This window comes from Nocardia sp. NPDC004582 (genome assembly GCF_053602115.1).
The window spans coordinates 19,953-46,411 of sequence record NZ_JBSGCY010000001.1; the positions used below are offsets into that span (position 1 = coordinate 19,953).

General features: G+C 70.9%; 25 protein-coding genes. 10 read left to right on the forward strand and 15 right to left on the reverse strand.

What is annotated here, in order from left to right; genetic code table 11:
- The first annotated feature begins 22 nt into the window (after window positions 1-22).
- Window positions 23-607 (forward strand): QsdR family transcriptional regulator, encoded by a 585-nt coding sequence (locus ACWELJ_RS00090; protein ID WP_452363956.1) that lies wholly within the window; start codon window positions 23-25, stop codon window positions 605-607.
- 1 nt (window position 608) lies between these two features.
- On the opposite strand, the gene ACWELJ_RS00095 is transcribed toward ACWELJ_RS00090, so the two are convergent.
- Together ACWELJ_RS00095 and ACWELJ_RS00100 are read right to left on the reverse strand one after the other, a co-directional pair.
- Window positions 609-1,763, reverse strand: coding sequence for an alkaline phosphatase family protein (locus ACWELJ_RS00095; protein WP_452363957.1), 1,155 nt, complete (start codon window positions 1,761-1,763; stop codon window positions 609-611).
- A gap of 115 nt (window positions 1,764-1,878) precedes the next feature.
- Window positions 1,879-2,172 carry a hypothetical protein gene (locus tag ACWELJ_RS00100; protein ID WP_452363958.1) on the reverse strand — a complete coding sequence of 98 codons (294 nt, stop codon included), beginning with the start codon at window positions 2,170-2,172 and terminating at the stop codon, window positions 1,879-1,881.
- 131 nt (window positions 2,173-2,303) lie between these two features.
- On the opposite strand from ACWELJ_RS00100, the gene ACWELJ_RS00105 reads away from it, so the two are divergent.
- Window positions 2,304-3,389 carry a helix-turn-helix transcriptional regulator gene (locus ACWELJ_RS00105; RefSeq protein WP_452363959.1) on the forward strand — a complete coding sequence of 362 codons (1,086 nt, stop codon included), beginning with the start codon at window positions 2,304-2,306 and terminating at the stop codon, window positions 3,387-3,389.
- A gap of 48 nt (window positions 3,390-3,437) precedes the next feature.
- On the opposite strand, the gene ACWELJ_RS00110 is transcribed toward ACWELJ_RS00105, so the two are convergent.
- The 3 genes from ACWELJ_RS00110 to ACWELJ_RS00120 all read right to left on the reverse strand — a co-directional run bounded on the left by ACWELJ_RS00110 (window position 3,438) and on the right by ACWELJ_RS00120 (window position 5,024).
- The gene (locus ACWELJ_RS00110) at window positions 3,438-3,899 is read right to left on the reverse strand and encodes a hypothetical protein (RefSeq protein ID WP_452363960.1); all 462 of its coding nucleotides are present in this window, start codon (window positions 3,897-3,899) and stop codon (window positions 3,438-3,440) included.
- A gap of 82 nt (window positions 3,900-3,981) precedes the next feature.
- A complete protein-coding gene (locus ACWELJ_RS00115) occupies window positions 3,982-4,293 on the reverse strand; it encodes a hypothetical protein (protein WP_357086311.1) in 312 nt (103 codons plus the stop codon).
- 89 nt (window positions 4,294-4,382) lie between these two features.
- Window positions 4,383-5,024 carry a TetR/AcrR family transcriptional regulator gene (locus tag ACWELJ_RS00120; protein ID WP_452363961.1) on the reverse strand — a complete coding sequence of 214 codons (642 nt, stop codon included), beginning with the start codon at window positions 5,022-5,024 and terminating at the stop codon, window positions 4,383-4,385.
- A 110-nt stretch (window positions 5,025-5,134) separates the two neighbouring features.
- Between ACWELJ_RS00120 and ACWELJ_RS00125 the strand changes: the two genes are divergently transcribed.
- Window positions 5,135-5,851: an SDR family NAD(P)-dependent oxidoreductase gene (locus ACWELJ_RS00125; RefSeq protein ID WP_452363962.1), complete on the forward strand. Its 717-nt coding sequence runs from the start codon at window positions 5,135-5,137 to the stop codon at window positions 5,849-5,851.
- A 16-nt stretch (window positions 5,852-5,867) separates the two neighbouring features.
- Here ACWELJ_RS00125 and ACWELJ_RS00130 read toward each other — a convergent pair whose 3' ends face one another.
- The 5 genes from ACWELJ_RS00130 to ACWELJ_RS00150 form a co-directional block, all read right to left on the reverse strand.
- Entirely contained in the window at window positions 5,868-7,190 is a 1,323-nt protein-coding gene (locus ACWELJ_RS00130) for a serine hydrolase domain-containing protein (RefSeq protein ID WP_452363963.1), read from the reverse strand.
- A gap of 111 nt (window positions 7,191-7,301) precedes the next feature.
- Entirely contained in the window at window positions 7,302-8,690 is a 1,389-nt protein-coding gene (locus ACWELJ_RS00135; protein ID WP_452363964.1) for a CHAT domain-containing protein, read from the reverse strand.
- Window positions 8,687-10,201, reverse strand: coding sequence for a tetratricopeptide repeat protein (locus ACWELJ_RS00140; RefSeq protein WP_452363965.1), 1,515 nt, complete (start codon window positions 10,199-10,201; stop codon window positions 8,687-8,689). The genes ACWELJ_RS00135 and ACWELJ_RS00140 overlap by 4 nt, the downstream gene beginning before the upstream one ends.
- A 1-nt stretch (window position 10,202) precedes the next feature.
- Window positions 10,203-11,291, reverse strand: coding sequence for a hypothetical protein (locus tag ACWELJ_RS00145; RefSeq protein ID WP_452363966.1), 1,089 nt, complete (start codon window positions 11,289-11,291; stop codon window positions 10,203-10,205).
- The gene (locus ACWELJ_RS00150; RefSeq protein ID WP_452364074.1) at window positions 11,288-12,706 is read right to left on the reverse strand and encodes a hypothetical protein; all 1,419 of its coding nucleotides are present in this window, start codon (window positions 12,704-12,706) and stop codon (window positions 11,288-11,290) included. The genes ACWELJ_RS00145 and ACWELJ_RS00150 overlap by 4 nt, the downstream gene beginning before the upstream one ends.
- A gap of 148 nt (window positions 12,707-12,854) precedes the next feature.
- Between ACWELJ_RS00150 and ACWELJ_RS00155 the strand changes: the two genes are divergently transcribed.
- Complete coding sequence (locus tag ACWELJ_RS00155) at window positions 12,855-13,397, forward strand: lipoprotein LpqH (protein WP_452363967.1); 543 nt, start codon at window positions 12,855-12,857, stop codon at window positions 13,395-13,397.
- 92 nt (window positions 13,398-13,489) lie between these two features.
- Window positions 13,490-14,278 carry a hypothetical protein gene (locus ACWELJ_RS00160; RefSeq protein ID WP_452363968.1) on the forward strand — a complete coding sequence of 263 codons (789 nt, stop codon included), beginning with the start codon at window positions 13,490-13,492 and terminating at the stop codon, window positions 14,276-14,278.
- A gap of 62 nt (window positions 14,279-14,340) precedes the next feature.
- Here ACWELJ_RS00160 and ACWELJ_RS00165 read toward each other — a convergent pair whose 3' ends face one another.
- Entirely contained in the window at window positions 14,341-14,907 is a 567-nt protein-coding gene (locus ACWELJ_RS00165) for a YbhB/YbcL family Raf kinase inhibitor-like protein (RefSeq protein ID WP_452363969.1), read from the reverse strand.
- A gap of 215 nt (window positions 14,908-15,122) precedes the next feature.
- Between ACWELJ_RS00165 and ACWELJ_RS00170 the strand changes: the two genes are divergently transcribed.
- Complete coding sequence (locus tag ACWELJ_RS00170) at window positions 15,123-15,440, forward strand: hypothetical protein (protein WP_452363970.1); 318 nt, start codon at window positions 15,123-15,125, stop codon at window positions 15,438-15,440.
- A gap of 21 nt (window positions 15,441-15,461) precedes the next feature.
- Here the strand turns inward: ACWELJ_RS00170 and ACWELJ_RS00175 are convergent, their stop codons facing one another.
- Together ACWELJ_RS00175 and ACWELJ_RS00180 are read right to left on the reverse strand one after the other, a co-directional pair.
- Window positions 15,462-16,307, reverse strand: a complete 846-nt coding sequence (locus tag ACWELJ_RS00175) for a helix-turn-helix domain-containing protein (RefSeq protein ID WP_452363971.1) — start codon at window positions 16,305-16,307, stop codon at window positions 15,462-15,464.
- Between the two features lie 30 nt (window positions 16,308-16,337).
- Window positions 16,338-17,321, reverse strand: coding sequence for a cyclase family protein (locus ACWELJ_RS00180; RefSeq protein ID WP_452363972.1), 984 nt, complete (start codon window positions 17,319-17,321; stop codon window positions 16,338-16,340).
- A 94-nt stretch (window positions 17,322-17,415) separates the two neighbouring features.
- Between ACWELJ_RS00180 and ACWELJ_RS00185 the strand changes: the two genes are divergently transcribed.
- The gene (locus ACWELJ_RS00185) at window positions 17,416-17,853 is read left to right on the forward strand and encodes a T6SS immunity protein Tdi1 domain-containing protein (RefSeq protein ID WP_452363973.1); all 438 of its coding nucleotides are present in this window, start codon (window positions 17,416-17,418) and stop codon (window positions 17,851-17,853) included.
- A gap of 21 nt (window positions 17,854-17,874) precedes the next feature.
- Here ACWELJ_RS00185 and hutH read toward each other — a convergent pair whose 3' ends face one another.
- Window positions 17,875-19,419: a histidine ammonia-lyase gene (gene hutH, locus ACWELJ_RS00190; protein ID WP_452363974.1), complete on the reverse strand. Its 1,545-nt coding sequence runs from the start codon at window positions 19,417-19,419 to the stop codon at window positions 17,875-17,877.
- A 95-nt stretch (window positions 19,420-19,514) separates the two neighbouring features.
- Between hutH and ACWELJ_RS00195 the strand changes: the two genes are divergently transcribed.
- Window positions 19,515-20,306, forward strand: a complete 792-nt coding sequence (locus ACWELJ_RS00195; RefSeq protein WP_452363975.1) for an SAM-dependent methyltransferase — start codon at window positions 19,515-19,517, stop codon at window positions 20,304-20,306.
- A 39-nt stretch (window positions 20,307-20,345) separates the two neighbouring features.
- Complete coding sequence (locus tag ACWELJ_RS00200) at window positions 20,346-21,359, forward strand: alpha/beta hydrolase (protein ID WP_452363976.1); 1,014 nt, start codon at window positions 20,346-20,348, stop codon at window positions 21,357-21,359.
- A gap of 72 nt (window positions 21,360-21,431) precedes the next feature.
- On the opposite strand, the gene ACWELJ_RS00205 is transcribed toward ACWELJ_RS00200, so the two are convergent.
- A complete protein-coding gene (locus ACWELJ_RS00205; RefSeq protein WP_452363977.1) occupies window positions 21,432-22,472 on the reverse strand; it encodes a hypothetical protein in 1,041 nt (346 codons plus the stop codon).
- A 196-nt stretch (window positions 22,473-22,668) separates the two neighbouring features.
- Here ACWELJ_RS00205 and ACWELJ_RS00210 point away from each other — a divergent pair, with 196 nt between their 5' ends.
- Window positions 22,669-26,454: an arabinosyltransferase domain-containing protein gene (locus ACWELJ_RS00210; RefSeq protein ID WP_452363978.1), complete on the forward strand. Its 3,786-nt coding sequence runs from the start codon at window positions 22,669-22,671 to the stop codon at window positions 26,452-26,454.
- Window positions 26,455-26,459: the final 5 nt, after the last annotated feature.

Consider the following 26,459-nt stretch of genomic DNA (forward strand, 5'->3'; position numbering starts at 1 on the left):
TCCTGGCTCCTAAGCTGTCCGCGTGACACGAGCGGAGGGAACCAGGGCGCCGGGCCGACCGGCCTCGGCGAGCCGAGATGATGTGCTCGAGGCGTCCATCGCCGTGTTCCTGGAGGGAAAACGGCTGGACGTCAATGCCATTGCCGCGCAGCTCGGGGTGGGGCGGGCGAGTATCTACCGCTGGTTCGGCTCCCGCGACGGCCTGCTCGGCGCGGCCGTGGCGCGGCAGTTGGAGAAGGTGGTGGCCCTGGCCGACCGCCGCACCCGCGGCACCGGTGGCGAACGGCTCGCCGCCGTGCTGGACCGAACCGTCGACCTGCTGGTCGCCAATGACGCGCTGCGGGCTTACTTCGACAACGAGTCCACCGCCGCCCTGCGCCTGATCACCCGTGGTGACGGGATCGTGCACCAGACCGCGGTGAGCCTCATCGAGCGCTATATCGAGCGCGCACAAGCCGAGGGTTACCAGCCGCCGATCGAACCGGACACCCTCGCCTACGCCCTGGTCCGACTGTGGGAGGCGTTCCTCTACAACGATGCCGTGGCGGGTTTCCGCGGTGACGTGGACCGCTTGCGCAAGGTCCAGAACGCGCTGCTGCGAACCTGATTCAGCGGTTCGCGATCAGCGGCACCAGCTGTTCGGCGGAGGTGCGAGCCCCGTGGTGGCCCAGCAGAGCCGATTCCAGGGGTTCGAGGGCGGGCCGGATCAGCACGGCCCGGTTCTCGGCGACAGCGATGAGATCGCCGATGCGATGGGCGATCACGGGCGTCGGCGGGGTCGGCCCGAACCAGTGCTCGTCGAGGGCTTGTTCGCGGGAGACGACGGTAGCGTGCGGCGACAGTTCCGCGGTCCACGCCGCGCGGACATCGGCCAGCGCGTCGGGGTGTTCGAGATACACGTGACGCACCCGCGCCTCGCCCCCGATCAGGCGGACACCCCGGTGCAGGGCGGGCAGCGCGTCGAGGTCGATGGCGTTGTCCACGTGGATCATTCCGTGGTCGCCGGTGATCAGCAGCGTGCAACTGGACGGCAGATCCGCCAACAGGTCGGCCACCGCGGCGTCGATCTCCGCGAGCACCGCCAGCCACTGCGGCGATTCGGGGCCGTACAGGTGCCCGTTGGCGTCGAGGTCGGCGAAGTAGGCGTACGCGAACCGCGACGCGGTCCCGGAATGCCGTGCGACAGCGAGGATTCCGGCGCGCAGATCGTCGAGGGTCGAGGCCGGGTGCAGAATGCCGGGCGCACGGAACGCGGCCCGGGTCAGTCCCGAGGCCCGCTGGTAACCCGGAATCACGTAGTGCGGTTCGATCCCGTGAGCGGCTAGGTCCTCTAGCCGACTGGCCTGTGGCTGCACCGATTCCGGCGGGTAGGCCTCGAGGGCGGTGTCACCGGTCGCGCTGTCCAGGGTCCAGCGCAGCGAGTTCAGCAGCCGCACCCCGTCGCCGTCGGGCAGCGCGAAGCTGTAGCCGATGATGCCGTGTGTCGCGCACGGTGCGCCGAGGGCGAGGCTGGCGAGACTGGTCGCGGTGGTGGCCGGAAAGCCCGCGGTGAGGGTGGTGCGGACGTGCGCGGCCAGCGTGGGCGCGCGGTCGGCGTGACGAGCGAGAAGTTCCGCGCCGAGACCGTCGATCAACAGCACCACCACATCCCGGTTGGGCGCGAGGGCCAGCGGATTGCGCTGGTCGAGCCCGAAGGACGCGGCGACGGACGGCAGGACGTCGGCGAGCGTGGCCGGCGACGTCCCCGAGGGTGAACTGGCCATTCTCCGACTCTATTGATGTCGGCGCGATAATTCGCCGGAGCTGCGCGGGCCGGCCGGGGCGGGCACCGGGCCCAGCGGGGTGCGGGCCCGGACGTCAGGCCGATCGCCGGCCCGATCAGGCCAGAGTCTGCCGCTCGACGAGGTCGCGGACTTCCGCGGTGCGGTCACCGGCAAGCACAGCCACGGCGCGGGGACTGCGCCAAATCCCGTCCAGCACAGTGGCAAAGGCCCGCGCCTGGTCGCGGGTACCGAAGTCGAGGTCGATGTGGAGGGTGTTCCCGCCGGGTTCGCCGCGCGCGATCCGGTACGCCAGCACGCCATTGTCGCGGCGCACCTGGTCGTAAGCGTCGAATGCGGTCTTCCAGGCGTCGTAGTCGGTGACCTGGTGCGAAATGTGGAGTGTGAACACAGGAGGCTCCTTACCAATGCGGGGATTTCGGTGTGACTCTCAGCATCGCCCTCCGGTGTGTCGCGTCCCATCCCGAATTCTGGGGATATCGCCTCGGCCCGCACCCCGGTCTTCGGTCGTATTCTGTAGCCGTGTCCACGCGGACGGTTCTCGCGCGGGAGGCCATCGACCGGCTGTGCGGCGGCACCCTCACCGCGAAGGCGCTGCGCGAGCGGGTGCTCGCCGAGATCCGGCGCGTAGTCCCCTACGACGCACATGTCTGGTTGCTGACCGATCCGGTGACCCGTGTCGGCACGTCGCCACTGGCCGATATTCCCGGGCTGCGCTGGCCGGATCTGCCCCGGCTCGGGCGCGCCCGCTATCTGACCCGGATCAATCGCTGGACCGACATGATCGCCGCGGGGACACCTGTCGGCACGCTCTGGTCCGCCACCGACGGGCAGCCCGCCCGCTCCGAGCTCTGGCGTGAGTTCCAACGGCCGCTGGGCGCGATCGATGTTGCGGCCCTGGCATTCTGGGATCGATTCGGCTGCTGGGCCTGGCTGGATCTGTGGCGGTATCACCCGGCCCCGGCGTTCGACGCGGGGGAGGCCGGATTTCTCGCCACGCTCACCGGCCCGGTGACCACCGGGCTACGTCGAGCCCAGGCGAGGACGTTCGTCGCGGCTCCGGCGGCGGCTGCGAGCGGCCCGGCGGTGCTCGTCCTCGGCCCGAATCTGAATGTGCGGCTCCAGACACCGATGGCCGCCGAAACGCTGTGGCGGCTGAATCCGCCCGACGAACCGATGACCGTCATCCCGGCCGCGGCCTACAACGTGGCGGCCGCGCTCATCGCGCAGGAGAGCGGCATACCGGTGGGGCCGCCGTGGTCGCGCGTCCACTTGGGCGCGGGCCGCTGGGTGACCCTGCGCGCGGCCAGGCTCGGTCCGGCGGGCGCCGCGACCGCGGACATCACCGTCAGCATCGAGGAGAGCACCCCCGCCGAGCGCCAGGAGGTATTCGCTCTCGCACACGGCCTGACTCGCCGCGAACGCCAGGTGCTGGACGGTCTGACGGCCGGGTTGGACACGCGCGCGATGGCTCGGCGATTGTCGGTCTCCGAACATACGATCCACGACCACGTGAAGACGGTGCTGGCCAAGACCGGCTCGCCGACCCGGCAGACGCTCCTGTCGCGGATCGCCGGGACCGGCTGGTTCGAGGTCCGTGATCGATGACAGACCTGCGGGTCATCCAACAGCGCAGGCCGACAGGTGATTTCGAGGTCAGAATGCCGGCGGCGGGGGCAGGCGGCGTTCCCGGGGGACGAGTAGGAGCAGAAGCGACAGGAGCAGTCCACCGGCGACGAGGTAGAGCCCCCAGGTGCCGGAGAGCAGGTGCCGGTAGTCGCTGCGGAGTTCGTGGTCGAGGCGCTGGTCGAGTCGCCAGGTCAGGACGCCGAGTCCGGCCAGTCCGGCCAGCACGCCGATCCAGCCCACGATGCGGGACCCGGTCAGCGCGGCCAGCAGCACCACCGCCGCCGCGCCCAGCAGTCCGATGGCCAGTGAGGTGAAGAAGCTTCCCGACTGCGCCCCGATCTGACCCAGGGTCCGGCCGGGCTCGAAGCCGTTGCGCAGGTCGGTGAACTGAACATTCCGGGCGTCGACCGTGCCGACGAGCGGACCGAAGACCCCGACCGCCACCGCGATGGCGGCGGCGAACAGCAGGAGGTGAACGAAAGTGCGCATACTCCACGGTATTGCGCGGACGGTCCCCCGGCACGCGATCGAACCTTACGGTCCGAAACATACCGGGAGACCGGCTGATGAATCAGGCGCGACGATCCACCGCGGCCCACGCGGCCACGGCGACAACGCTCGACACCACGGCCACCGACGGCCAGGCGCCGATCTTCTTGGCCAGCGGGTGCGAGGCACCCATCGCGCCGATGGCCAGCCCGGTCAGCGCGGCCGCGCCGCCGGTGCCGACCGTCTTGCGCCAGCGCGGGAAGGCGGCCGCCGTGCCCGCCGCGAACACCGCGCCGCCGAGCTGACGCTTCTTGGTGGCCTGGGCGAGCGCGAAGCCGCCGGTGAGTCCACCGGCCGCGAGCAGCGACGTCGGTACCGCGGGAATCCCAGCCATTTCTACCTCCAACAGATACGAGCGAACGACTACCACCCCGACGGTAACCGGAGCCAATTCCGCCGTTTCTTCGGGTCGGCGTTCGCCGCTCAGTCGCGCTCCGGGTCGGCGAGCAGCGAGCGATTCAACTGGTCCTCGCTGATCGGCGGAACCGGCAGCGGGTGCGCGGCTTCCGCGCGCAGACCGTCCAGGATCAACGCCAGATTGCGCCGCCACGCCTCGGGGGCGATACCCGCGGTCTGCTCCACCACCCGCGTATGCGACCAGGTGATGAACGCGATGTCCTCGAGCACCCAGTCCGCGCGGAGCACTCCGGCATCCTGTGCGCGCGTGATGATTTCACGCATGACGGCATGCCCGCGATCGCGTTGGGCGGCGATCTCCGGGCTGGGCGCGGCCCGCAGCGCGAGCTCGTTGAGCAGGCGGTCGTAGGCCTGTAGCTCACAGATCTTCTCGACCAGGTACACGAACGATTCCCACGGATCATCCAGGGCCAGAGCGGCTTCCGCGATGCGACTGCCCGCCTCGATGCGGTCCTCGACCGCGGCCGCGATCAGATCGTCGCGCGCGGGGAAGCGGTTGTAGAGGGTGCCGATGGCCACGCCCGCGCGGGCGGCGATCTCCTTGAGCGGCGCGTCGAGCCCGCGTTCGGCGAACACCTCACGCGCCGCGGTCACCAGCGCGTCGCGATTGCGGCGGGCGTCGAGGCGGAGCGGTCTCTGGGCGGGCATGCGCCCGATCCTACAAATCCGGGTCGGGTTCTATGTTGAGCATAGGTTCAAGTTAATGCTAGCGTCGGCAGGGTAACTTGAACCATTGCTCAACTTAGCTAGGAGCGAGCATGAGCAAGACCATCGCGATCTTCGGTTTCGGCCCCGGTCTCGGCCTGGGCGTCGCGCGGCGCTTCGGGCGAGAGGGATTCCGCGTGGCCGTGATCGGCCGCAACCCGGACAAGGCCGCTCAGCACGTGGCGGACCTGAAAACCGAGGGCATCGAGGCCCAAGCCTTCCCGGCCGACGTCACCGCCGCGGACCAACTCGACGAGGCCATCGCATCCATTCGGCGGACCCTCGGCGACATCGATGTCGCATTGCACGGCGCGGCCGCCGGGATGACCGACCGCGCACCCTCCACCCGCGCCGTGGACCTCGCGGCCCTGCGCGTTCCCATGACCTTGAAGCTGCACTCCCCCATCCTGATGACCCGCGCCCTGCTGCCCGCCATGCTCGAGCGGGGCGCCGGTGCGCTGCTGTTCTCCTCGGGCTCGCCCGCGCACGGCGTGCTGCCCTATCTGGCCAATTTCGGTGTGGCCCTGGCCGCGCAGCGGGCCTACGTGCTGCAACTGGCCGAGGAATTGCGCGGCACCGGCGTGCACGTGGGACTGATGAACATCGGCGTGCTGATCGGCGGCAGCGAGGCCGAGCGCATGGTCGACGAGCACCCCGAAGTGGTGCCGCCGGGCGTCAGCATTCCGCGCATGACCAATAGCGAACTGGGAGAGCACTATTGGGACCTGTATGCCCGCGGGGATCGAACCGAAGTCGAGATCGGCTTCTGATCCGACACCCCACCGGTCAGCGGATGCCCGGCGTGTCCGGGTCCGTGCCGACGCAGCCGAGGATGAAGCAGCCCGGCGGCCAGTCCCCGAACGGCGGTGACAGGGGTGTGCCGAGGCAGGTCAGCACACCGCAGCCCGGATAGGCCATCGGGCCCAGGCCCAGCGCCGCCAGGGTGGCGTCCGGATTGACCATCATGGGGTCGGCCAGGCTGGTATCCGGTCGCTGGACGTACGGCCCGGGATCGGGCAGCGCGGGAACGCGGAAGGCCGCGGTGAGGCCGCGCAGCACGTCGTGCGGAAAGCTCACCGCGCCACCGGGAACCGTGACGCCGGTCCAGCTGACCAGCAGTCCGAGGCCGGGGACGATGAAGTTGTCCTGGCGCATCATCCCCGCCATCTGGATCGCGTCCTTGGGCAGGCCGGGGAACAGGTCCTCGCAGTCCGGGCCGTTGACGGTGATCAGGAACCCGTAGCACGGGTTGACGCCGTTGGGGGTGGTGGCCTCGGTCAGGTATTCCGGGGAAATGAGCTGACGCCCAGACCAATTGCCGCGATTCACGAGCAGCAGCCCGAGCTTGGCGTAGTCGTCCGGCGGCATCACCAGGTGAGCGTGCCCGTAGGTGTGGCCGCTGCGATCGCGCGCCCAGTGGTAGTCGGACCGGCGAATACCCAATGGATCGAAGAGTTTTCGCTGCGCGTACGCCTGGAAGTCCTCCCCCACGGCTTGCTGGATCACGTGGACGAGCAGGTCGACGGCGCGCTGGCTGTACTGCCAGGTTTCACCCTGCGGGTGCCTGACAGGCATGGCCAGCGCCTGCGCCACCACATTCGCGTCCAGCCGCGCCAGCCCGGTGATGCCCTCGGACGCTATGGCGATTTCCATCCCGGAGGTCTCTGTCAGCAGGCTGCGCACGGTGATCGCGCGATGCTGGGCGTCACCGAGCCCGGCGGGCAGGTAGTCGCCGATCGGATCGTCCACGCGCAGCTTGTGTTCGCCGACGGCGAGCCCCGCCACCAGCGACACCACGCTCTTGGTGCCGCTCCACAGATTCCAGGCGACACCACCGGCACGCTGATTGGTGGGCCCGCCCGCGATCAGGCAGTTGTTGCGGAACACCTGCACGGTGAAGCGGGTCGGGTCGGAGGCGAAGTCCACCGCGCGCCGCAGCGCCGCCGAATCCAGACCCACCTCGTCGGCGGTCGCCGTTTCGGGCTGCCTGCCGTCGCTGACCGCGCAGTGCCGCAGGCCGTCCGGCTCCGCCCCCGCGACAGGAGCCGCGAACGAGGTCAGGGCGGCGGCCAGCACCACCGCCAGGATGCCTGTCAGCAAGCGCGCCACTCGACCCTCCAAACTCCGATGAATCCATCTGGCGCATCGGAGAATCGGCGGTCGTGATTAGCGTCTCCCGGCCCGTGACTTTCGGGGGCGCGGGTTTTCGGGGCAGCCCGATCAGCGGGTGTCGACGGTGGCGAAGGCCGCCCAGATCAGTGGCGAATGCTCGATCGCGCCCGTCGCGCGCCACGCGGTCAGATGTGTGCGCTGCCAGGCGTTGAGCGCGAGGACCGGATCGGCTGTCTCGTGCGCGGAGTCGATGGCGCACACGGCTTCCTGGAACGGCTGCACGGTCGCGGGCATGCCCGCGAGCCGATGGAACGCCAGATCGGTGGGCAGCGGCCAGCGGCCGGCGGTGACCAGTTCGGCGCCGCCGGTGAGCATGGCCGCCACCAGGCCCAGGGGTTCGGCGAAGCGCAGGTCGCCGCCGCTCTCACAGGCGATCAGCGCGACCCGGCTCGGAATCGGCCAGATCTCGGGTCCCGTCCGGGGAACACGCACGCCACCACCATTACCCATCTCGCCGCCGGCGGTCCCGGCGCTTTCGCCGACGCTCCCAGCGCGCTTGCCCACGATGCCGGGGCCGTAGCCCAGATCATCGCCGATGGTGCCGGAGCTCGGGTCCGCCGCGAGTGCATGGGTGCCGAGCAGCAGGTCGCGCGCCGAGAGCGGGCGGTGGTCGCGGTAGGCGGGTGCGCAGCCCGGGCTGGCGGCGGTGCAGGACAGGTGCAGGGTGGCCGATTCGCTGCGACCGGATTCGGGGGCGGCGGCGGTGACATGGCCGACGTAGAGCAGGCGGGCCGCGCCCGCGTGCAGGGCGCGGCTGAGCCAGGCGCGGTCGAGATCGGTGCGGCGGAACGCCTCCACCGGGTCGGCGACGGGCGGGGTGAGGCGGCCATTGGCCGCGTGACCGGCGACCAACGCGGCCAATGGCGCTGCGGCGGAGTCCATCCGGCCGAGAACGGATCCGAGCGCGGAGTCGGCGCGGAAGCCCGGCACACGCGGGTCGAGTACAGCGACGACGGGCAGATCGCGGGTTTCCGTCCATGATCGCGCGACGCGGGCGGGCGCGTGCACGATGCCGGGCGGAGCCAGCACACTCACGTCGGCGATCTCCACCAGGCGCACATCCGGATCGGGGGCGATCAGCTCCCACGGCAGTTGCGCGGTGCGCGGTGACGGCTGGATCCGGATGTGCGGGCGAACGCCTCGCACAGCGAACTCGTGCAGCGATACCGCCAGGTTGTAAGGCAGGAACACCGACGAGAGGTACTGCGCTAAAGCGTTTTCCGACTCGACTGTCGCCAATTCTCCAGTGGTGAGCGCGGTTTCGAGCCCACCCGCCACGCCCGGCGCGGGCAAGGCGGCGGTGAACCGGCTCATGGCCGCCTCGACCTGGACTTCCGGTACGACTCCGACCCCGGCGGGGGCGCTGTCGGCGGTCCAGCGCCAGGTCAGGTAGAGGTCGCCCGCGTCCGCCATCCGGACCAGCACGGTGGGCGTCATGCGGGGATCACGCGGTCGGTGCGGACGCGGCGGCCGTAGCGTTGTTCGGCCGCATCGAGCCAGGCGGACAGGGCGATATGGCCGTCCGGCCGCACCGCGATGCGGGGCGGTGGCGCGACGGGCAGTCCCGCGCCGGCCGCCACCGCCGCGAGGGCGGTGCCGAGTTGCAGCGCGTCCTGGACCGCGGCCGCCGAGTCCGAGGGCGGATCGAAGGGTTCGAACACGTCCAGCGGCGCGGGCGGATCCGTGCCGAGCCGGTCGATGTCCAGAATCGTGCCCGCGCACTGATTTTCGATGAGGTCGGCGACGAGCCGGGCGTCCCCGGCCAGGTAGGCGTACCGGAAGGCCAGTCGCAGAGCGGGATCGACGACGCGGCGGTTCCAGGTGTCGCGTTGGGTGCCGTCGGGGAGTTCGTAACGGACCGCGTCCAAGGCCAGTGCCGCCGGAACCGCCAGATCGACCGCGCGCGCCAGCAGGCCGGGCACGTGCGCGACGAGCGGCTCCAGGAGTCCCGCGTGCCAGTAGTCGAGCTGGGCGCAGTGCAGCCCGAGGCCGCGAGCGGCGTAGGTGCCGCGCGCCGCCGCGAGCTCGGATTCCCCGTCCTCGTACCGTCCCGCGGCGAAAGCGCTGGTGGCCAGTCGAAGTCGTACGTCCGCCGCTTCGACCACCGCGTGCGACTCCTCGAACTGGCGCAGCGCCGCACGGTACGTGTCGTCCGCCGTCTCGGTCCGCCCGCGCCGTTCGGCGATGAACCCCATGACCTTGAGGCCGATGCCCGCGCGATGCGCCATCCCGGCCGCCTCGAAGTATTCCTGGGAGGCGGCCAGCAGCGGCTCGGCGTCGTCGAAAGCGCCGGTGCGCGTGTGCATCAGGGCCAAGTTCTGCTGTGTCTCGGCGACCCCACCGGAGTCGGCGACGGCTTCGAAAGCGGCCAGCGCCTGCCCCGCGAAATCCTGGGCCAGCTCCCACCGCCCGGTCTCGAAGTGCGCGGCCGCCAGGTTCATCAGCGGATGCCCGGCCTGCTCCGGCCCGAACCGCCGTGCCGCGTCCAGTGATTCGCCGGCCAGCTCCAACGCGCGCCACCACTGTTGCCGATGCAGGGCGACCGCCGTGGCGGACACCAGGCACGCCAGCCGCAGATCGCCCGGCGCGCCCTCGTACCCGAGCGCCTCCCGGGCCTGTTCGAGAGCCGACTGCGCGCCATCCAGATCCCCGAGATTCTGCAGCGCCTGCGACAACCCGATCAACGCGCCGGGATACATCCTCGGCGCGTCCTTCCGCATCTGTGCCAAGGCTTCCCGGAACCGCGCTGCCGCCCCGGCGTGATCCCCCAGCCGATCGGTCACCACCGCCACGTCCACCAGCGCACACAAACGCAGGTCCCCCTGCTCGACCTCGGTAGCCCGCTCGAATATCCGCAGCCCCTCGAGCAATTCACCGCGCGCCACGGCCTCCGCCCCGGTCCGCAACAGCGGACTCGCACCCGCGCTATCCTCGATACCCGCACTCATGTCAGAAGTCCGAATCACCTGCGGCGGCGTCGATTTCGGCGAGCAATGGCGCGAACGGACCGTCGTCACCGACCTGGGCCGCGGTCCGCAGTCGTTCGGTCGCGAAGTCGCGGATTCGCTGACGCACCGCGCCCTGCGCCGCCGCTCGCGGGTCAGCCGCGAGGTCGGGTCCGAAGCCCGGGACGCCGATGGCGATATCCACCGTGGAAGCCGGTGCGGGCAACTCGGATTCGCCGATCCAGCTGTCACCACCCGGTCGCAGTTCGGTTCGCAGCTCATCGCGCCCGGTGTCGACGCGGGCCCACGGCCGCAGGTGCTCGGGCACCTCGGCGGGCAGAGCCGGATGGGCGGCCACGGCGATGGCGACGGTGGTGGCCCCAGCCCGCCGGAGGACCTGCCAAGACACCGCGGATTCGGAGGCGTCGACCAGGCCCGGCGGGCACTGCCGCCAGTCCCAGCCGCCGGTGCCGCGCGCCAGCACCAGAGCTCCTCCGGAAGGCTCCGCGTCACCGGCCGCCAGCGCGTAATCCGAGGCACGCAAGGAACTCTCCACGGACGCGCGGGCACGCGGCGCCACGGCGTCCGCGCCGTCCACCAGGGACTCACACTCCTCGGTGAGCAACGCGATATCGCGGTCGAGCAGCGCCGGATCGAGGGCGGCGATGCCGTCGAGGACCGAGGCCGGCCACCAGCGGGACGCCCAGTGCGCGTAGGCGAGTCGGCGGGCACTCACCACCAGTGCGGGTAGCCCGGGGGCCGCGGCCGCTTCGGTCAGCCGGTACCCGGATGCGGCGGCGCCGAATTCGGCGAGATCCCCCTCCAGTTCGCGAGCTCGCGGCCGCACGGCGTCGAGCGCGCTGGCGACCGGCTCGCCGTACAGCGCCCACACCCACTCCTGGGCGGCGTCGACATCATCGATGATCGCGACGGGGAGTTCCTGTGCGGCAAGGACATTCCAGGTCAGGAGGCCGCCGAGCACTTCCAGCACCATGGTGCCGGGTCCGGCGGGCGAGACGGCCGGGGTTCCGGCCGGGACGATGGCGCGCACCGCGCCGGGCCGGCGCTCGATGGTGACGGTCGAGTTCGTCATCCCGCCCTCGATTCCTGTCCCTCGGGCTCGGCGGTCGCGGTGGCGGCCAAGGCTTTCTTCACGCGCATGCGGTGGTCCAGGATGACCGACCGGGCCACCCCGTCCAGCAGGTCCCAGAGCTCGTCGGCCGCGTACACCGGAAGTTCGCGCACATCCCGACCATGCAATCGCGGCCACAGCCTGCGCAGGTAAGGACGCCACGGCACCCGCAGATCGGCGGCGATGGCGCCCAGCGGCCCGTCGACGGCGTCCACGTGCACCTGCATCCGCCGGGCCTGCAAGACGTAGGCCTCGCGTTGCCAGCGCCCGTTGATCAGCCGCGCGGCCGCGCCCCCGACGGCGGGGTCCCCCGAATCGATTGCGGCCCTGGGGACTCCGGTGGTGATGCCGGGCGAGCCGGCCGCCGCACCTGCTCGGGCCGGGGACGGAACCGCACTCGCGCTGTTGCCGTTCGGCCCCTGTCCGCGGTGGTCGCCGAGGGGCCGCAGGGCGACCGCGAGTCTGGCTCCCGCGGCCGCCGTCACCCGCAGCGATTCATCCAGCAGCGCCCAGGGTGAGCAGGCGCGCGCGATCTCGGCGTCGACGAGTTCCGGAATCGGAGGCAGGTCGGCGCGTTCGCTGGAGGCCTGCAGGACCGTGAAGACCCGCTCGTGAATGGTGCGGTCGAGCGGCAGCCCGAGGGTGGCGGTCGCGGCCGAGGTTCCGACCTCGGGTGCTTGCGGCAGCGGGTGCAGGGTGAGCCCGAGTTCCTGTGCGGTGCTGCCGATCTCACCGCTCCAGAGCCGAATCCCGGTGTGGGTGCCCACGGAGGCTTCGACGGCGTCGTCGAGGTCGGGCGGATCGTCCGCGTCGTCGAATCGGGTCGCGGCGCAGGCGTCGACGAGTTCGCCGAGCAGATCCGCGTGGTCGGGGACGTCGGTCAGCGGCCGCCGCCGCCAGGCGGTGTCGATCAGCTCGACCAACTCCCCGCAGCGCGCCGGCTCGGACAGGTAGTCCCGCAGCGCCTGGGTGGTGCGCCCGGCGGTGACCCCGTGGAGCTCGCGCAGCGCCGCCTCGGCGACGGGCCGGTCCCGCACGGGATCCGGGCGCCCGGAGACGGTGGCCAGTTCGAAACAGCGCTGGAAGTACAGGTCCTGGGCATTGCCCTCGGTGATGCGCAATGCGCGCCGGGTCTGTTTGAGCAGTGTGAACCAGGCCGCGGTGGCGGCCAGGACATCGGCGGCGGCGTGGACGCGGGCCGCGAGCAGCACCGCGCCGTCGGCGGTCAGCATGGCCCCGGCGCAGGACGGGTGCTGAACGGGCCGGATCACCAACGGATCCAGGATCAGCTTGACGGTGCGCCGCAGCGGCCCGCCGTGGGGCCCGCTCAGGGGTTCGACACCGGCGAGGCGGTGCCAGACCTCATCCAGCACCATGGCCCGCGGTCGTCGCATTCGCCCACGTTATCGCAGTTTCGCCGACCTGCGCGCCTCGGAAGTTGGGATCGGTAGGCGGGGTGCCGATTCCTACTGTTCTGGCATCGGTTCCACCCCGGAGCCAGCATCACGAGAACGAGGAATGACCATGAACACCAAGCCGATCCGCCTCACCACCGCCGTCCTGGCCGCCACCGCCGCGGCCGCGCTGCTGGTGACCGGTTGCAGCTCCAGCGATTCCAAGCCCGCTTCCCCCACCACCGCCGCGACCTCCGCCGCGCCGGGTTCGGCGACTCCCGCGGGCGGCGCGTCGTCGGCGTCGGTGGACGGCAAGGCGATCAGCGGCAAGTTCGACACCACCTGCGTCAAGCAGGCGGGCACCCTGGCCCTGGCGCTGGCCGACCAGAGCAACGCCACCTACGGCACCCTCGCCGCCAGCGCCACCATCACCGGCGACAACACCGTGCAGGCGGTCGGCATCACCGGCACCAAGGGCGGCGCGAACGGCCAGCCGTACGCGGTGGGCTTCGGCAACGGTATGCCGGGCGGTTCGGCGAAGGTCACCAAGAGCGGCAACACCTACACGGTGTCCGGTGAGGGTGTCGGCGGCGTGGACCTGTCGAACCCGATGGCGGGCCCGAAGACGGAGAAGTTCGAGATCGTCTTCGCCTGCTCCACCATCGTCGGCTGACACCGACCGCCAGGCCCCCTGTTCTCCCCGCTCGTGCCGCCGGGCACGAGCGGGGCCCATCACCGCAACGAATTTCGATCAGGAAAGCAGTCATGAAGAACCAAATCCGTTACACCGTCCTCGCTCTCGGCGCCCTGGCCATCGGCTACTACCTGTGGCACGGCCTCACCTCCGACGACGTCTTCGGCTGGGTGGGCCCGCAGATGGCCCTGCCGATCATCGCCCTGACCATCATCCCGATCGCCTTCGCCTTCACCGGTGACGGCATCATGTCGGCCTTCACCGGCACCAACAGCTCCCAGTTCCGCGACGGCCTGGTGGGTCTGGGCACCGTCGAGAGCGTCCGCCAGACCGGCGTGTACCTCAACGAGCAGCCGCAGGTGCGCATCGACTTCCGGGTCGAGGGCGCCGACGGCAAGGTGTTCGCCTCGCACGCCAAGCTGATCGTCCCGCTCACCCAGCTGGCCCTGCTGCGGCCCGGCGTGGTGCTGCCGGTCCGCTACCTGCCCGACAACCTGGACAAGGTCGAGGTGGACCTGTCCGGCGACACCTCGGCGGCCCAGGACGCCATGAACGCGGCCATGATCCGCAAGGGTTTCACCACGCCCGCCAAGCTCGATATCGCCCGGCGCGGCATCGCGGCCCAGGCGGTGGTCCGGTCGCTGTCGGTGCCCGGCGAGATCCGCGAGGGCTACACCCGGCTGGACCTGGTCCTGGTGGTGACCCGCCCGGACGGCACCACCTTCGAGACCCGCACCGAGAAGTTCCTGCCCCCGACCGCGGTCTCGCTGGTCCAGGTCGGCCGCATCGTGGGCGTCCACTACCTGCCGGAGAACGAACGGGAGGTGGTGCTGTCCCTGCCCGTCAACGCCGCCGGATGATGAACGACCACCTCGAATCCCCCAGAGCCGCAGGCCTTGCCGCCCGCGGCTCTCGTGCTGTGTCAGGGCCGTTCGTAGCACCCGTCGATCCGGCCGCGCCCGCAGGCCCGTGCGGCGTCGAGCACCTGTTGCGGCTTGGCGGCGTCGAGCGTCCCGCCGCCGGGCAGGGTGACCGGCTCGGCCAGCGCGAACACCTGGAAGACGTAGCGGTGCGGCCCGTGTCCGCGAATCGGCGCGGGCCCCAGATATCCCCGGCCCCAACTCGACCGCAGCAGCCGCACGCCCGCGGCGGTGGTGCCGGAATCCAGTGCACCCGTGGGCAATTCGCCGACCCCCGCGTCGATCAGCGCGAGCGCGTGCACGAACGGCCCGCCGAACGGCGCGTCCTGATCCTCCACCACCACCAGCAGCCCGGCGTGCTCGGCCGGTAGCCCCGACCACGCCAGCGCGGGCGAAAGATTCTGTCCCCCGACCCTTCTCATGGTGTGCCGGATATCCAGCCGCGCCTCGTGCGCGAAGTCCGCGCTGGTCACCTCGAAGACGTCGCCGGCGGCCAGGTTCGCCCGGCCCCAGGCCAGTTCGCCGGCCGTCGCGCGCCGATTCCGAAGCATTCTCCCGATGACCGCCATCGCATTCTCCTCACCCGGCAACCGTCACGGCCCCATTGCCCGCCGATCACAATAATGTGGAAACGAACTGACTGGTGTCCTTTTCTGGTACCCATGACTCAGCGACCAGGTTGCCCAATGTGAATTCGAAATGCACTTCTACCAGCACGGAAGAAGGAGCGATGAGAATCAGGCGATTTACCGCGACCGCTGTGCTCGCAGTCGGAGCAACGGTGATGACAGTCGGCACCGCGATGGCCGACCCCGCACAGTCCGACCCCGGACCGGGTATCACGGTCCAGGTCGACGAGGTGTCCCCCACGCCCCCGGCCGCCGATACGGGCGCTCAGCCCGTGGACGACCCGGACCTGACGATGCATCAATGCAATGCCGTTATCGGCGCGCTCATCGGCGGCGTCATCGGCGGCGCCGGCAGCGCGCTGATCGGCGCCGGCATCGGCGCGGCCATCGGCGCGGCCATCGGCTGGTCCCTGCTCACCCCGCCCGGACCACCGCTGGGTTGCTGGCAGCCGGCGCCCCCGCCGCCGGCCTGACGGCCGCGGCACACCCCGGCGTCATTCGGGTGCCGCCGGGGTGAAACCCTGCCCGCCGAGTTCGAGCCGGAACCCGGTGGGCGTGGTATCGGTGTGGGTGCGGAAGAACTTGGTGAAGTTGGCCGGGTCGTCGAAACCGAGGTGACGGGCGCAGTCGGCGGTGGTGGCGGGACCCTGCGCGAGCAGGCGTTTCGCCTCCAGGGTGACGCGCGCGTTCACGTACTGCTTGGCGGTGACACCGGTCGCCGCCTGCACGGCGCGCGAGAGGGTGCGCGGCGAGTAGCCGAGTTGCGCCGCGTACCAGGACACTTCGCGCGTGTCGGCGTGACAGCGTTCGACCAGGCGCGCGAACCTGCCGAAGAGGTCAGTGGGTTCCGGCGGCGCGGGCAGGGCCGCGGACAGCCGCAGGGTGACCGCGGCGAGCAGGTGCCCGAGGATGGCCGCGTCGGGTGGTTCGGCCGCGTATTCCCCGGCCAGGTGGTCGAAGGCGCTGTCGGTCAGGGCGTTGGCGGCCACGATCGGGGGTGTGGAGGGCAGCCGGCCCAGTGCCGCGGCCGGGACCAGGTCGGAGCGCACCAGCACGAGATCGCCCTTCAGGTCGGCGATGTCGTCCCAGCGGTGCGTCCAGCCGGGGTGGATCCAGGCGATGGTGTCGGCGCTGAGCTCGTGCGCCGTGAAGTCCACGGTCAGCCGTCCGCTGCCCGCGGTGCATCGCGCCAGGACGTGGAAATCGCCGCGAATCGTCTCCCGCCCCAGGGCCACCGGCATGCCCCGGAGCCGGTCGAAGTCCAGCAGTTCGAGGCCGGTGGGGGCACCGGCCCTCGGCGCGTACCGCGGTGTTCGGCTGGGTTGTCCGCTTTCGACCATGAGCGTTGCCGAATCTACCGGCCGCCGGACCTATTTGATGGCGATCGGGCTGATCGGCGTCCCCACCGCGCCGGGAATTCGCAATGCGGGCGCACAGAGCAGGAAGTCGTAGACGCCGTCCTCGGCGCAATCGCGGGACAGGGCTTCGAGGTCCCAGATCTCGCCGAGCGGCATGCCCATGTCGCGCAGCGCGATCATGTGCAGCGGCATCATGACGCCGTCCTCGGGCCGGATCACCTCGACGGCCGGGTTGTCGGCGGCGACGGCGGCGATGTCGTGTTCGTGCAGCCATTCCGCGCAGCGCCAGCTCAGGCCCGGGCTGCCCGCGAACCATTCACCGTGCCTGCGGGTTTCGAGGAAGCGGGTCCACCAGCCGGTGCGCACCACCAGGATGTCGCCGGGCCGCAGCTCGACGTCCTGGGCCGCGGCCACCGCCGCCAGTTCCCGCGGGGCGATGACGGTCGCGGGTTCGAGCCGGTCCACGTTCCGATGCCGGGCCACGTCCAGCAGGACGCCGCGGCCGACCACGCCGCCGCTCTCGGCGATCCGCTCGATACCCAGCGTCGTCGCGCCGAAACTGGTGACCGATCCGGCCGGGTACCCGTTGTAGAGCAGCCCGTCGTAGTACACGTGCGAGATGGCGTCCCATTGCGTGGACGATTGCAGCGGCATCATCAGGTAGTCGTCGTTGAAACGCATGGGGCCGTGCCCGTACAGTCCCGCGACCTGCGCCTCGGTGGGTCCGCCCCAGTCCTGGAGGTAGCCCGCGAGCTCGGCGTCGCCGCCGTCGAGGGACATCAGGTGGATGGGGTTGCGCCGATAGCCGCTGGAACCCTGCGGGCCGTAGGCGTCGATCGGGATGCCGAGCTGGATGGCGCGGCCGCGCAGGGCCCGGGTGGCCGCGTAGGCGATGCGGTCCGGGGTGAGGTGGTTCAGCGCTCCGAGCTGGTCGTCGTCGCCCCAGCGTCCCCAGTTCCGCACGCGCTCAGCGGCTTTGCGCCATTCCTCGGTCACCGGGCACCTCCATGTCGATCGGTCGCTCGATATCTACCCGGTGCCGCGGAACCTGTCGAGTGAGAGTCCCGGTCGGTCTGGTTGGATGGGCGCGGTGACCAGCGTTCCCTTCCGCCTCATCGGCGACCTGCGCATGGACCGGGTGATGCCGGCCTGGGCCGAGCAGTATCCGCCCTACGACACGGTGGTCGGCTATTCGGATCTGGGGCACGCCTTCCTGATGAGCAGCCGCACCGGCGAGTACGGCATCTTCGACCCGTACAGCCCCGGCGTGAAGGACTACGGGGTCTTCACCGAGGTCACCGATTTCGTCAGCCAGGTCCTGTTCGACCCGAGCGTGGTCACCTACGTGCTGCAACCGGGCCACGTCGCCGAGATCCGCCGGCGGCTCGGCCCGCTCGCCGACGGCGAGGTCTACATCGCCACCCCGTACCCCTTCCTGGGCGGCTCCGAGACGCCGGACGCCTATCAGAAGGGCGGCGTCTGGGTGTTCTTCGACCTGGTGGCGCAGGCGCACGAACAGGATTCGTGACCGAACTCCCGATGTGCCCGGTCACGACGAAACCCCCTGGCCGAGCAGGTGATCCATCGCTCCCGCGTGCAGCAGCTCGGCGACGGCGCTGATATCGGGTGCGAGATGGCGATCGGGTCCGGGTCCGGGCACCCGGGTGCGGACCAGGTCCCGCAGTTCTTCCGTCACCGCGGCGGGCCGCAGCGGCGCGCGGAAGTCCAAAGCCCGTGCGGCGGTGAGCAGTTCGACGCTCAGCACGGTCGTCAGCCCGTCCACCGCGCGGCGTAGTTTGCGGGCCGCGGTCCACCCCATGGACACGTGGTCCTCCTGCATGGCGCTCGAGGGTATGGAGTCCACCGACGCCGGAACCGCGCACCGCTTCAGCTCCGTCACCACCCCGGCCTGCGTGTACTGGGCGATCATGTACCCGGAGTCGACGCCCGGATCGGCCGCCAGGAACGCGGGCAGCCCGTGTGAGCGGTGCACGTCCAGCATCCGGTCGGTGCGCCGTTCGGCGATCCCGGCCATGTCGGCCACCGCGATGGCCAGGAAGTCGAGCACATAGCCCACCGGCGCGCCGTGGAAATTGCCGTTGGACTCCACCCGGCCGTCGGCCAGCACCACGGGATTGTCGATGGCGGAGGCCAATTCGCGTTCGGCGACGGTCTCGGCGTGGGTGAGGGTGTCGCGGGCCGCGCCGTGCACCTGCGGGGCGCACCGCAGCGAATAGGCGTCCTGCACGCGCGGGCAGTCCTCGCCGCGATGGCTGGCCACGATCTCCGATCCGGCCAGCGCCGCCCGCATCCGCGCGGCCGACCGCGCCTGTCCGGGGTGTGGGCGCAGTTCCTGCAGGTCGGCGGCGAAGACGCGATCGGTGCCGAGCAGCGCCTCCACGCTCATGGCGGCGGTGAGGTCGGCCAGGTCGAACAGCCGGTGCAGGTCATCGATGGCCAGCACCAGCATGCCGAGCATGCCGTCGGTGCCGTTGGTGAGCGCCAGACCTTCCTTCTCCGCCAACGTGATCGGGGTCAGCCCGTGGGCGGCCAGGGCGGGCGCGATGGGCCGCGCGCCCTCGGGGCCGAGCACCGAGCCCTCGCCCATCAGCGCCAGCGCGACCGCGGCCAGTGGGGCCAGATCGCCCGAGCAGCCCAGCGAACCGTATTCCGGCACCACCGGAATCAGTCCGCTGTCCAGGAGCGCGGCCAGCGCGCGGGCGGTCTCGGGCCGAACCCCGGTGTGCCCGGACAGCAGCGTGCGCAGGCGCAGCAGCATCATGGCGCGCACCACCTCAGGCTCGACCGGCGCGCCGGCGCCCGCGGCGTGCGAGCGAATCAGCGAGCGCTGCAGGTCGGTTCGCCGATCCGCCGGAATGTGGCGCAGGGCCAGGGCCCCGAATCCGGTGGACACCCCGTAGACGGGCCGGTCGCTGTGCGCCAGGTCGTCGATGTCGCGGCGTCTGCGTTCCAGATCCGCCAGCGCCCGCGCGTCGACGTCCACCCACGCGTGGCGGCGGGCCACCGCCACCACCGCCGCCCGCGTCAGGGGCCCCGCTCCCACCGGTACCCGCTCGGTTCCGATTCGCGTCATGGGCACCATTCTGTCGGGTCGCGGATAAGCTGCACGTTTCCCTCTGGCGTGTGCCGCCGATTGTTACCATCGGCGTGGATGTCGAGGGAGGTGCGGTGTCTGAGAACAATCGAGCACCGGTTGGCGTGGACCCGTTCCGGCCCAACCCTGCTCGGGTGTACAACTACATGCTCGGCGGCAAGGACAATTACGACGCCGATCGCGAATACGGCGATCGGATGCTGGAAGTCGCGCCCGATACCCGGGTGACCGCCTGGCACAGCCGGCGTTTCCTGCTGCAGGCCGTCGGGCTGGCCGCCGACGCGGGCATCCGCCAGTTCGTGGATATCGGCGCGGGCATTCCGATCTCGCCGAACGTGCACGAGGTGGCGCAGGAGATCGAGCCGACCTCGATCGTGGCGTCGATCGATTTCGATCCGGTGGTATACGCGCACAGCAATGCGCTGCTGACCGGTGCGCCGGGCGTGACGCCGATCCTCGCCGACATTCGCGAACCGGACAAAGTTCTCGAATTAGCCCGTATTGAAGGCGGAATCGATTTCTCGCAGCCGGTCGCCTTCCTCATCGTCGGCGTCCTGCACTTCGTCATGGACGACGAGAAGCCGTTCGAAGCGGTGGCCCGCCTGCGCGAGGCCATGGCCCCGGGCAGCCTGCTCGTCATCCAGCACGCCTCCACCAATACCCATCCGTTCTTCAAGGACGCGGCCGCCGCCAATGCCGCGAACAGCCCCTCCCAGCCCGATTTCCGCCCGCCGGAACGCCTGCGGGACTTCTTCGACGGCCTGGAGCTATTGCCCCCGGGCCTGGTCCCCGCCAACGAATGGCTCGCGGGCAACCCGAGTCCCACCAGTCTCGTCGTCCTCTGCGGTATCGGCCGGAAGAACTGAGCCGCAGCCCATCCCGATCGCCGGAAGGGAATTCCTCACGTGCACACCAAGTTCCGGGCGCTGGCCGTCAGCGCCGCCGCGACGCTGCTGTGCTTCACCCCGAGCACGGCCCAGGCCGACAACCCGACGACCGGCCGGTGCCAGGACGTCAGCTTCCCCGTCTCGCAGGGCACGCTGTCGGGCACGCTGTGCCTGCCCGACGGGCCCGCCGACGCGGTCATGGTCCTGATGTCGGGCTCCAACTACAACCACGTCTACTGGGACTTCCCGTACGAGCCGGAGACCTACAACTTCCGGCAGGCCATGAACAAGGCCGGCTACGCGACGCTGGTCGCCGACCGGCTCGGCAACGGCGCGAGTAGCCGGCCGCCCAGTCTCACGCTGACGGCCACCGCCACCGCCGACGCCCTGCACGTCATGGTGCGATCGCTGCGCGCCGGACTGGCGGGCAACGCCCCCTTCGCGAAGGTGGTCACGGTCGGGCACTCGCTCACCTCCAGCACCTCGATCATGGAGGCCATCGGCTATCACGATGTCGACGGCGTCGTGCTCACCGGCTACTCGCACACGCTCAGCGTCCCCGACGTCCTGGGCGTGATCGGCAGCTACTACCCGGCCGTCGAGGATCCCGGATTCGCCGGGCGCGGTTACGATTCCACGTATCTGGTCACCCGGCCCGGAGCCCGCGCCGCCGACTTCTACGGCCTGAACCCGGATCCGAAAGTGGTCGCCCTCGACGAGGCCACCAAGGAGACCTTCTCGCTCACCGAGTATCCCGACGGCCTGCTCGCCACCCTCCCCGGCGAGTCCAGCCTGATGACCGTCCCCGTGCTGCTGGTGGACGGTAGTCGCGACCGCATGGTCTGCGGCCCGGGTTTCAGCGTCTGCGCCGACAGCGCCACCCTCCAGGCCGCCGAGAGCCCCTACTTCTCACCGGCCGCGAAGCTGCGCACCTACGTGGTGCCCGACAGCGGCCACGCCATCAATCTGGCCCCGAACACCCGCGACTACCAGGCGGCCGTCGTCGACTGGATGCGGTCCGCCGTCGGCTGAGGTCGAATCGGCCCGCGGCTGGAACGAATCAGCCTGCGGCTGTGGTCGATTCAGCCTGCGGTTGTGGTCGAATCAGCCTGCGGCGGCGAGGAAGTCGGCGCGGGCCACCAGGGCGTCGGCGATCGGACGGGGGCGCCGGCCCAGGCCGCACGCGCTGGCGACCCCGTCCACCGGACGGCCGAGCGCGTTCTCGACCATCCGCAGCGTGTCGATTTGCCCTGCCTCGGTGGGGCTCTCGTGCACCAGCCCCGCATAGAAGCGGGTGCCGACGGGCAGGTCCAGACCGGCGAGGGGCGCATAGAAGGACGGAGCGGCCGAGGGCGGAATGTCACCGGCCGCCAGCGGACCGTGGATGAACTCCAGCGTCCGCCCCGACGGCCACTGCCGGGCGATGGAATTCGCCAGCGCCACCAGCGGTCCGGTGTCCCGCAAGGTGGTCCGCGCCTTGTTGTGCATGCTGCCCAGGCACAGGTGGACGCCGATGCGGGTCCCCGGCGGGGTCGCCGCGGCCATCTCGGCGATGCCGCGGCCCAGACCGGCGGCCGCGTCCACCCGCCGGTGCAGGGGCTGGGCGGTGGCCATCAGCACCATCTCGGCGGTCGCCTCGAACTGCACGACCACCTCGTCACCGGCCAGTGCGCGAACGGCCTCGATATCGCGAATGCTGGCGTCCTGGAACGCTTTCCGGTGCCGTCGCACCCCGCACCGGCCCATGGCGATGAACGCCAGGGTGAAGGCGGTGGGCATGCCGATCTGCAGCGATAGTTCGGGCAGATCCCGTTCCGCGCGCAGGGACCGGAAGATCGGCAGCGCCTCCGTCGCCTCGGCCAGGTACCCCAGTTCCATCATGTCGCCGGTCAGCTCGACACCGCGGGCCGCGCGGTGGATGGTGCGTTCGTGGCTGGACAGCCAGGTGCCGGTCTTCTTCACCTCCAGCGCGCCCTGGGCGACCAGGTCGTCGACGATCGGCTGGATGTACCACTCGTAGCGGCGGGTCTCCCCGGTGGGCAGCGCGCGTAGCCGCGAGCCCGCACCATCCAGCATCGCCCGCATCGCATCGCCGGTGCTCTCGGCCGGAAAGCTCCCGACGAAGTGCACATTTCGCGCGCTCATCCGTGCATCGTAGATCTTCGATCACGCTACTCGAGGGGTACGTCGCGGATCCTGGTGTGGAGTATCGCCATTCGCCCGAAGCCGGCCGGATTCGGAACCGCTCCTGGACCGGATGCGCTCGATCACCGGCCGCTGAACCGGGGGCCGTGGGAATCCGCGATGAGATTCGCGGAGACGATGGCTAGCATCGGCGTTCGTGCGTTCAGTTTCCGGGGGAAGTTTTCACATTCGACTGATCGCCCTCGTGGCGGGGGTGCTCGGTGTCGTGCTGGCGGTGCTGGTGCCGCTGCTGCCGGTGCGGCAGGATCGGGCGAGTATCGATTGGCGACCGGCGCAGGCCGTTCAGCTGACCGCGCCACTGGTGGACTATGTGCCGCTGACGCTGGACGTCCGGGTGCCGTGCGCGGCGCTGCGGGAGCTGGCCACCGGCACGGTGCTGTCGACGGTGCCGGCCCAGGCGTCGGACGCGGCGGGCAAAGGCTTGATCGCGCGGATCGAGGAACTGCCGGGCAGCGGGCGCGCACTGTCGGTGACAGTGCGCAACAAACCGCTGATCACGGCGTCGGTGTTCCAGATGACGGGCGTCGGAACGGCTTCCGAGGCCGCGATCACCACGCCCTCCGGCGTCACGCCGCAAGCCGTGCCGCCGACACCCGGAGCGACCCCGGCCGCGACCCCGCCGTCCCCGGGACCCACTCCGCCCGCCGGTGCCAAGCTGCCCCAGGGCGGAACGACTCCCACCGGTCCCACCCCGGCCGACGGCCCAACACCGGCCGCGGGCCCGACGCCGCCTGCCGGGTCGACACCGCCGACGGGACCCACACCACCGGCGGGCCCGACACCGCCGACGGGACCCACACCACCGGCGGGCCCGACACCGCCGACGGGACCCACACCACCGGCGGGACCGACACCACCGGGCGGCCCGACACCGCCTGCGGGACCCACACCGCCAACCGGGCCGACGCCGGCCGCGGGCCCCACTCCCCCGGCCGGATCCACACCGGCCGCCGACGCACCGCTGCCACCTGCCGGTTCGGGCAACGGCACCGCGCCCGGGGCCGGGGCCGGGGCCGGATCGACTCCGAATATCGTGCCGCACAACGGCTGCGACGCTCTCGTGGTGCATTCGACCGCGAACGGGACGACCGCCGAGCTGACCGGACTCGGCACGCCGGACGGTAAGCCGTTCCGGTCCACGGTGACCGAGGATGTGCGGCCGCAGCTCGTCGGCGTGTACACCGATCTGGATGCAGCGCGCCTGGGTGATGCCACCTTGCATGCCGAGGTGGACGCGCGGTTCTCGGCGCGGCCGAGTGCGTGGAAGCTCGCGGCCATGGCCGGTGCGGGATTCTGCACGCTGGTGGCCCTGATGTGCCTGTACCTCATCGACGCCGCCGACGGGCGGCGCAGGCGGCGGTTCCTGCCCGCGCGCTGGTGGCGGATCACCGTCACCGACGCCGTGGTGCTCGCGACGCTGGGCGTTTGGCATGTGATCGGGGCCAACACCTCCGATGACGGCTACATCCTCACCATGGCCCGGGTATCGAAGCACGCGGGCTACACCGCGAACTACTACCGCTGGTACGGGGTGGCGGAGGCCCCGTTCGGGTGGCCGTACGAACTGCTGGCGCAGATGACCCGGGTCGGTGACGCGAGCGTCTGGCTGCGACTGCCCGCACTGCTGGCGGGGGTGTTGTGCTGGTGGGTGATCAGCCGGGAAGTGCTGCCGCGCTTGGGTTCGCGGGTGCGGTCGGCGGCGGGACCGCGCTGGGCGGCGGCGCTGGTGTTCCTCGCCCTGTGGCTGCCCTACGACAACGGCCTGCGGCCCGAACCGTTGATCGCCCTGGGCGCCCTGCTGACCTGGTGCTCGGTCGAGCGCGCCATCGCGACGCGCCGCCTGCTGCCCGCCGCGGTGGCGGTCGCGATCGCGGCGTTCTCGCTGGCGGCCGGTCCGTCCGGGTTGATCTGTCTGGCAGCGCTGTTCGCCGGTTCACGGCGCGTGCTGTGGGTACTGGCCGCCCAGGTGCGGGCCACGTCCGGCGGGATGCTCGGCTATCTCGCGCGTATCGCCCCGGTGCTCACGGCGGGCACCCTGGTGCTGACCGTCGTCTTCGCCGATCAGACGCTGGCGTCGGTCGCCGAGGCCACCCGGGTGCGGCAGCTGGTGGGCCCGAATTTCTCCTGGCCCGATGAGCCGGCCCGCTGGATCTCGCTGCTCTCGCTCACCCCCGACGGTTCCCTGTCCCGCCGCTTCGGCGTGCTCGCCATGCTGCTGTGCGTGGCCGTCTGCCTGGCGGTGGCGCTGCGCAAGGGCGGACGGATTCCGGATACCGCGCGCGGGCCGGTGGCCCGGGTGCTGGGCATCGCGGTGATGTCGCCGTTGCTCATGGCCTTCACCCCGACGAAATGGACCCACCACTTCGGCGTCTACGCCGGACTGGCCGGGGCGCTGGCCGCGGTGACCGCGGTCGCGGTGGGCGGCAACGGCATTCGACTGCCGTATCTGCGCACCGCGTTCGCGGCGGCGGTCCTGTTCCTGGTGGCGTTCAGCTTCACCGGCTCCAACGGCTGGTGGTACGTCTCCGGATACGGCGTGCGCTGGCCCGATCGCGAACCGCTGGCGGGCGGCGTCGGCGTCGCCTCGGTGATCTTCGGGCTGGGTGCGCTGTGCCTGGCCGTGGCCGCCTGGCAGTACTATCGCGAACCCTATCGATCGACCATGAATGGCAGGGCCGCAACAGCTTTCGACCGGATCGCCATCCGGCCGCTGACCATCGCCGCCGCCGTGCTCGTGGCCTTCGAGGTGGCGACCTTGGCCTCCGCGGCCTGGTCGCAATACCCGGGGTACTCCGTCGCGCTGTCGAATATCCGTGCGCTGGCGGGCAAACCGTGTGCGATGGCCGACGACGTCCTGGTGGAGACCGCGACGGCGGACTCGGTCCTCCAGCCGTACACGGGTGCACCGGCCGACGGACTCGCGGCCGACAACAACGGATTCACCGCCAATGGCGTCGGCGACCTCGCGCCGGAAGGTGGCCCCGGCGGCGGAAACGGAAACGGCGGCGGCAACGGCAACGGCGGTAAGCCGTCCACTCCCCCGCCCGGCGGCGGCCCCGCGGACAAACCCAAGTCCGATCCCGGCATCAATGGCAGCACCGTCGCCCTGCCCTTCGGTCTGGACCCCGAACGCACACCGGTGCTGGGCAACTACACCACCGACCACCCCCGGCCGAGCCGGCTCACGACCCAGTGGTATCGCCTGGATCTGGATGCGGCGCACCAGGACTCCGCCTTCCAGGCGCTGATCCTGACCGTCGCGGGTCACATCGCGGGCGAGCAGCAGGGGCACCCGGTCGACGGCGCCGCGCTCCGGGTGGAGTTCGCCTACCGCGCCGACGACGGCACCGTCCAGTCCCGCGGCGAGCTGACCCCGCCCACGGTCGGCGGCGCACCCGGCTGGCGCAACCTGCCCATTCCCTTGGATCGAATCCCGGCTCACACCAACGCCATTCGCCTGGTCGCCACCGCGGACGACCCCGCCGGCAAGCAATGGCTGGCCCTCACCCCGCCCCGCCTCCCGCGCCTGGCCACCCTGGACGCGGTCGTCGGCCACGACGCCCCCGTTCTGACGGATTTCCATGTCGGCCTGGCCTTCCCGTGCCAGCACCCGTTCGACCACCGCGACGGCGTCGCCCAGCTCCCGGCCTGGCGCATCCTGCCCGACAAGCTCAATGCCCAGGTCGCCACCACCTGGCAGGGCGATGCCGGCGGCGGCCCGCTGGGCTGGTCGGATCTGCTGGTGCGTTCCGAACCGGTCCCCGCGTACCTGGACCACGACTGGACCCGGGACTGGGGCGAGCTCCAGCGCCTCACCCCGTATGTCGACGCCCCCGCCGCCCCGGTCACCGTGCGGGTGGAGAGCCGCTGGGGCTGGGCCGGGGACGACCCCATCCGGACCGGCCCGCCCCGGACCCCGTAGCCCGG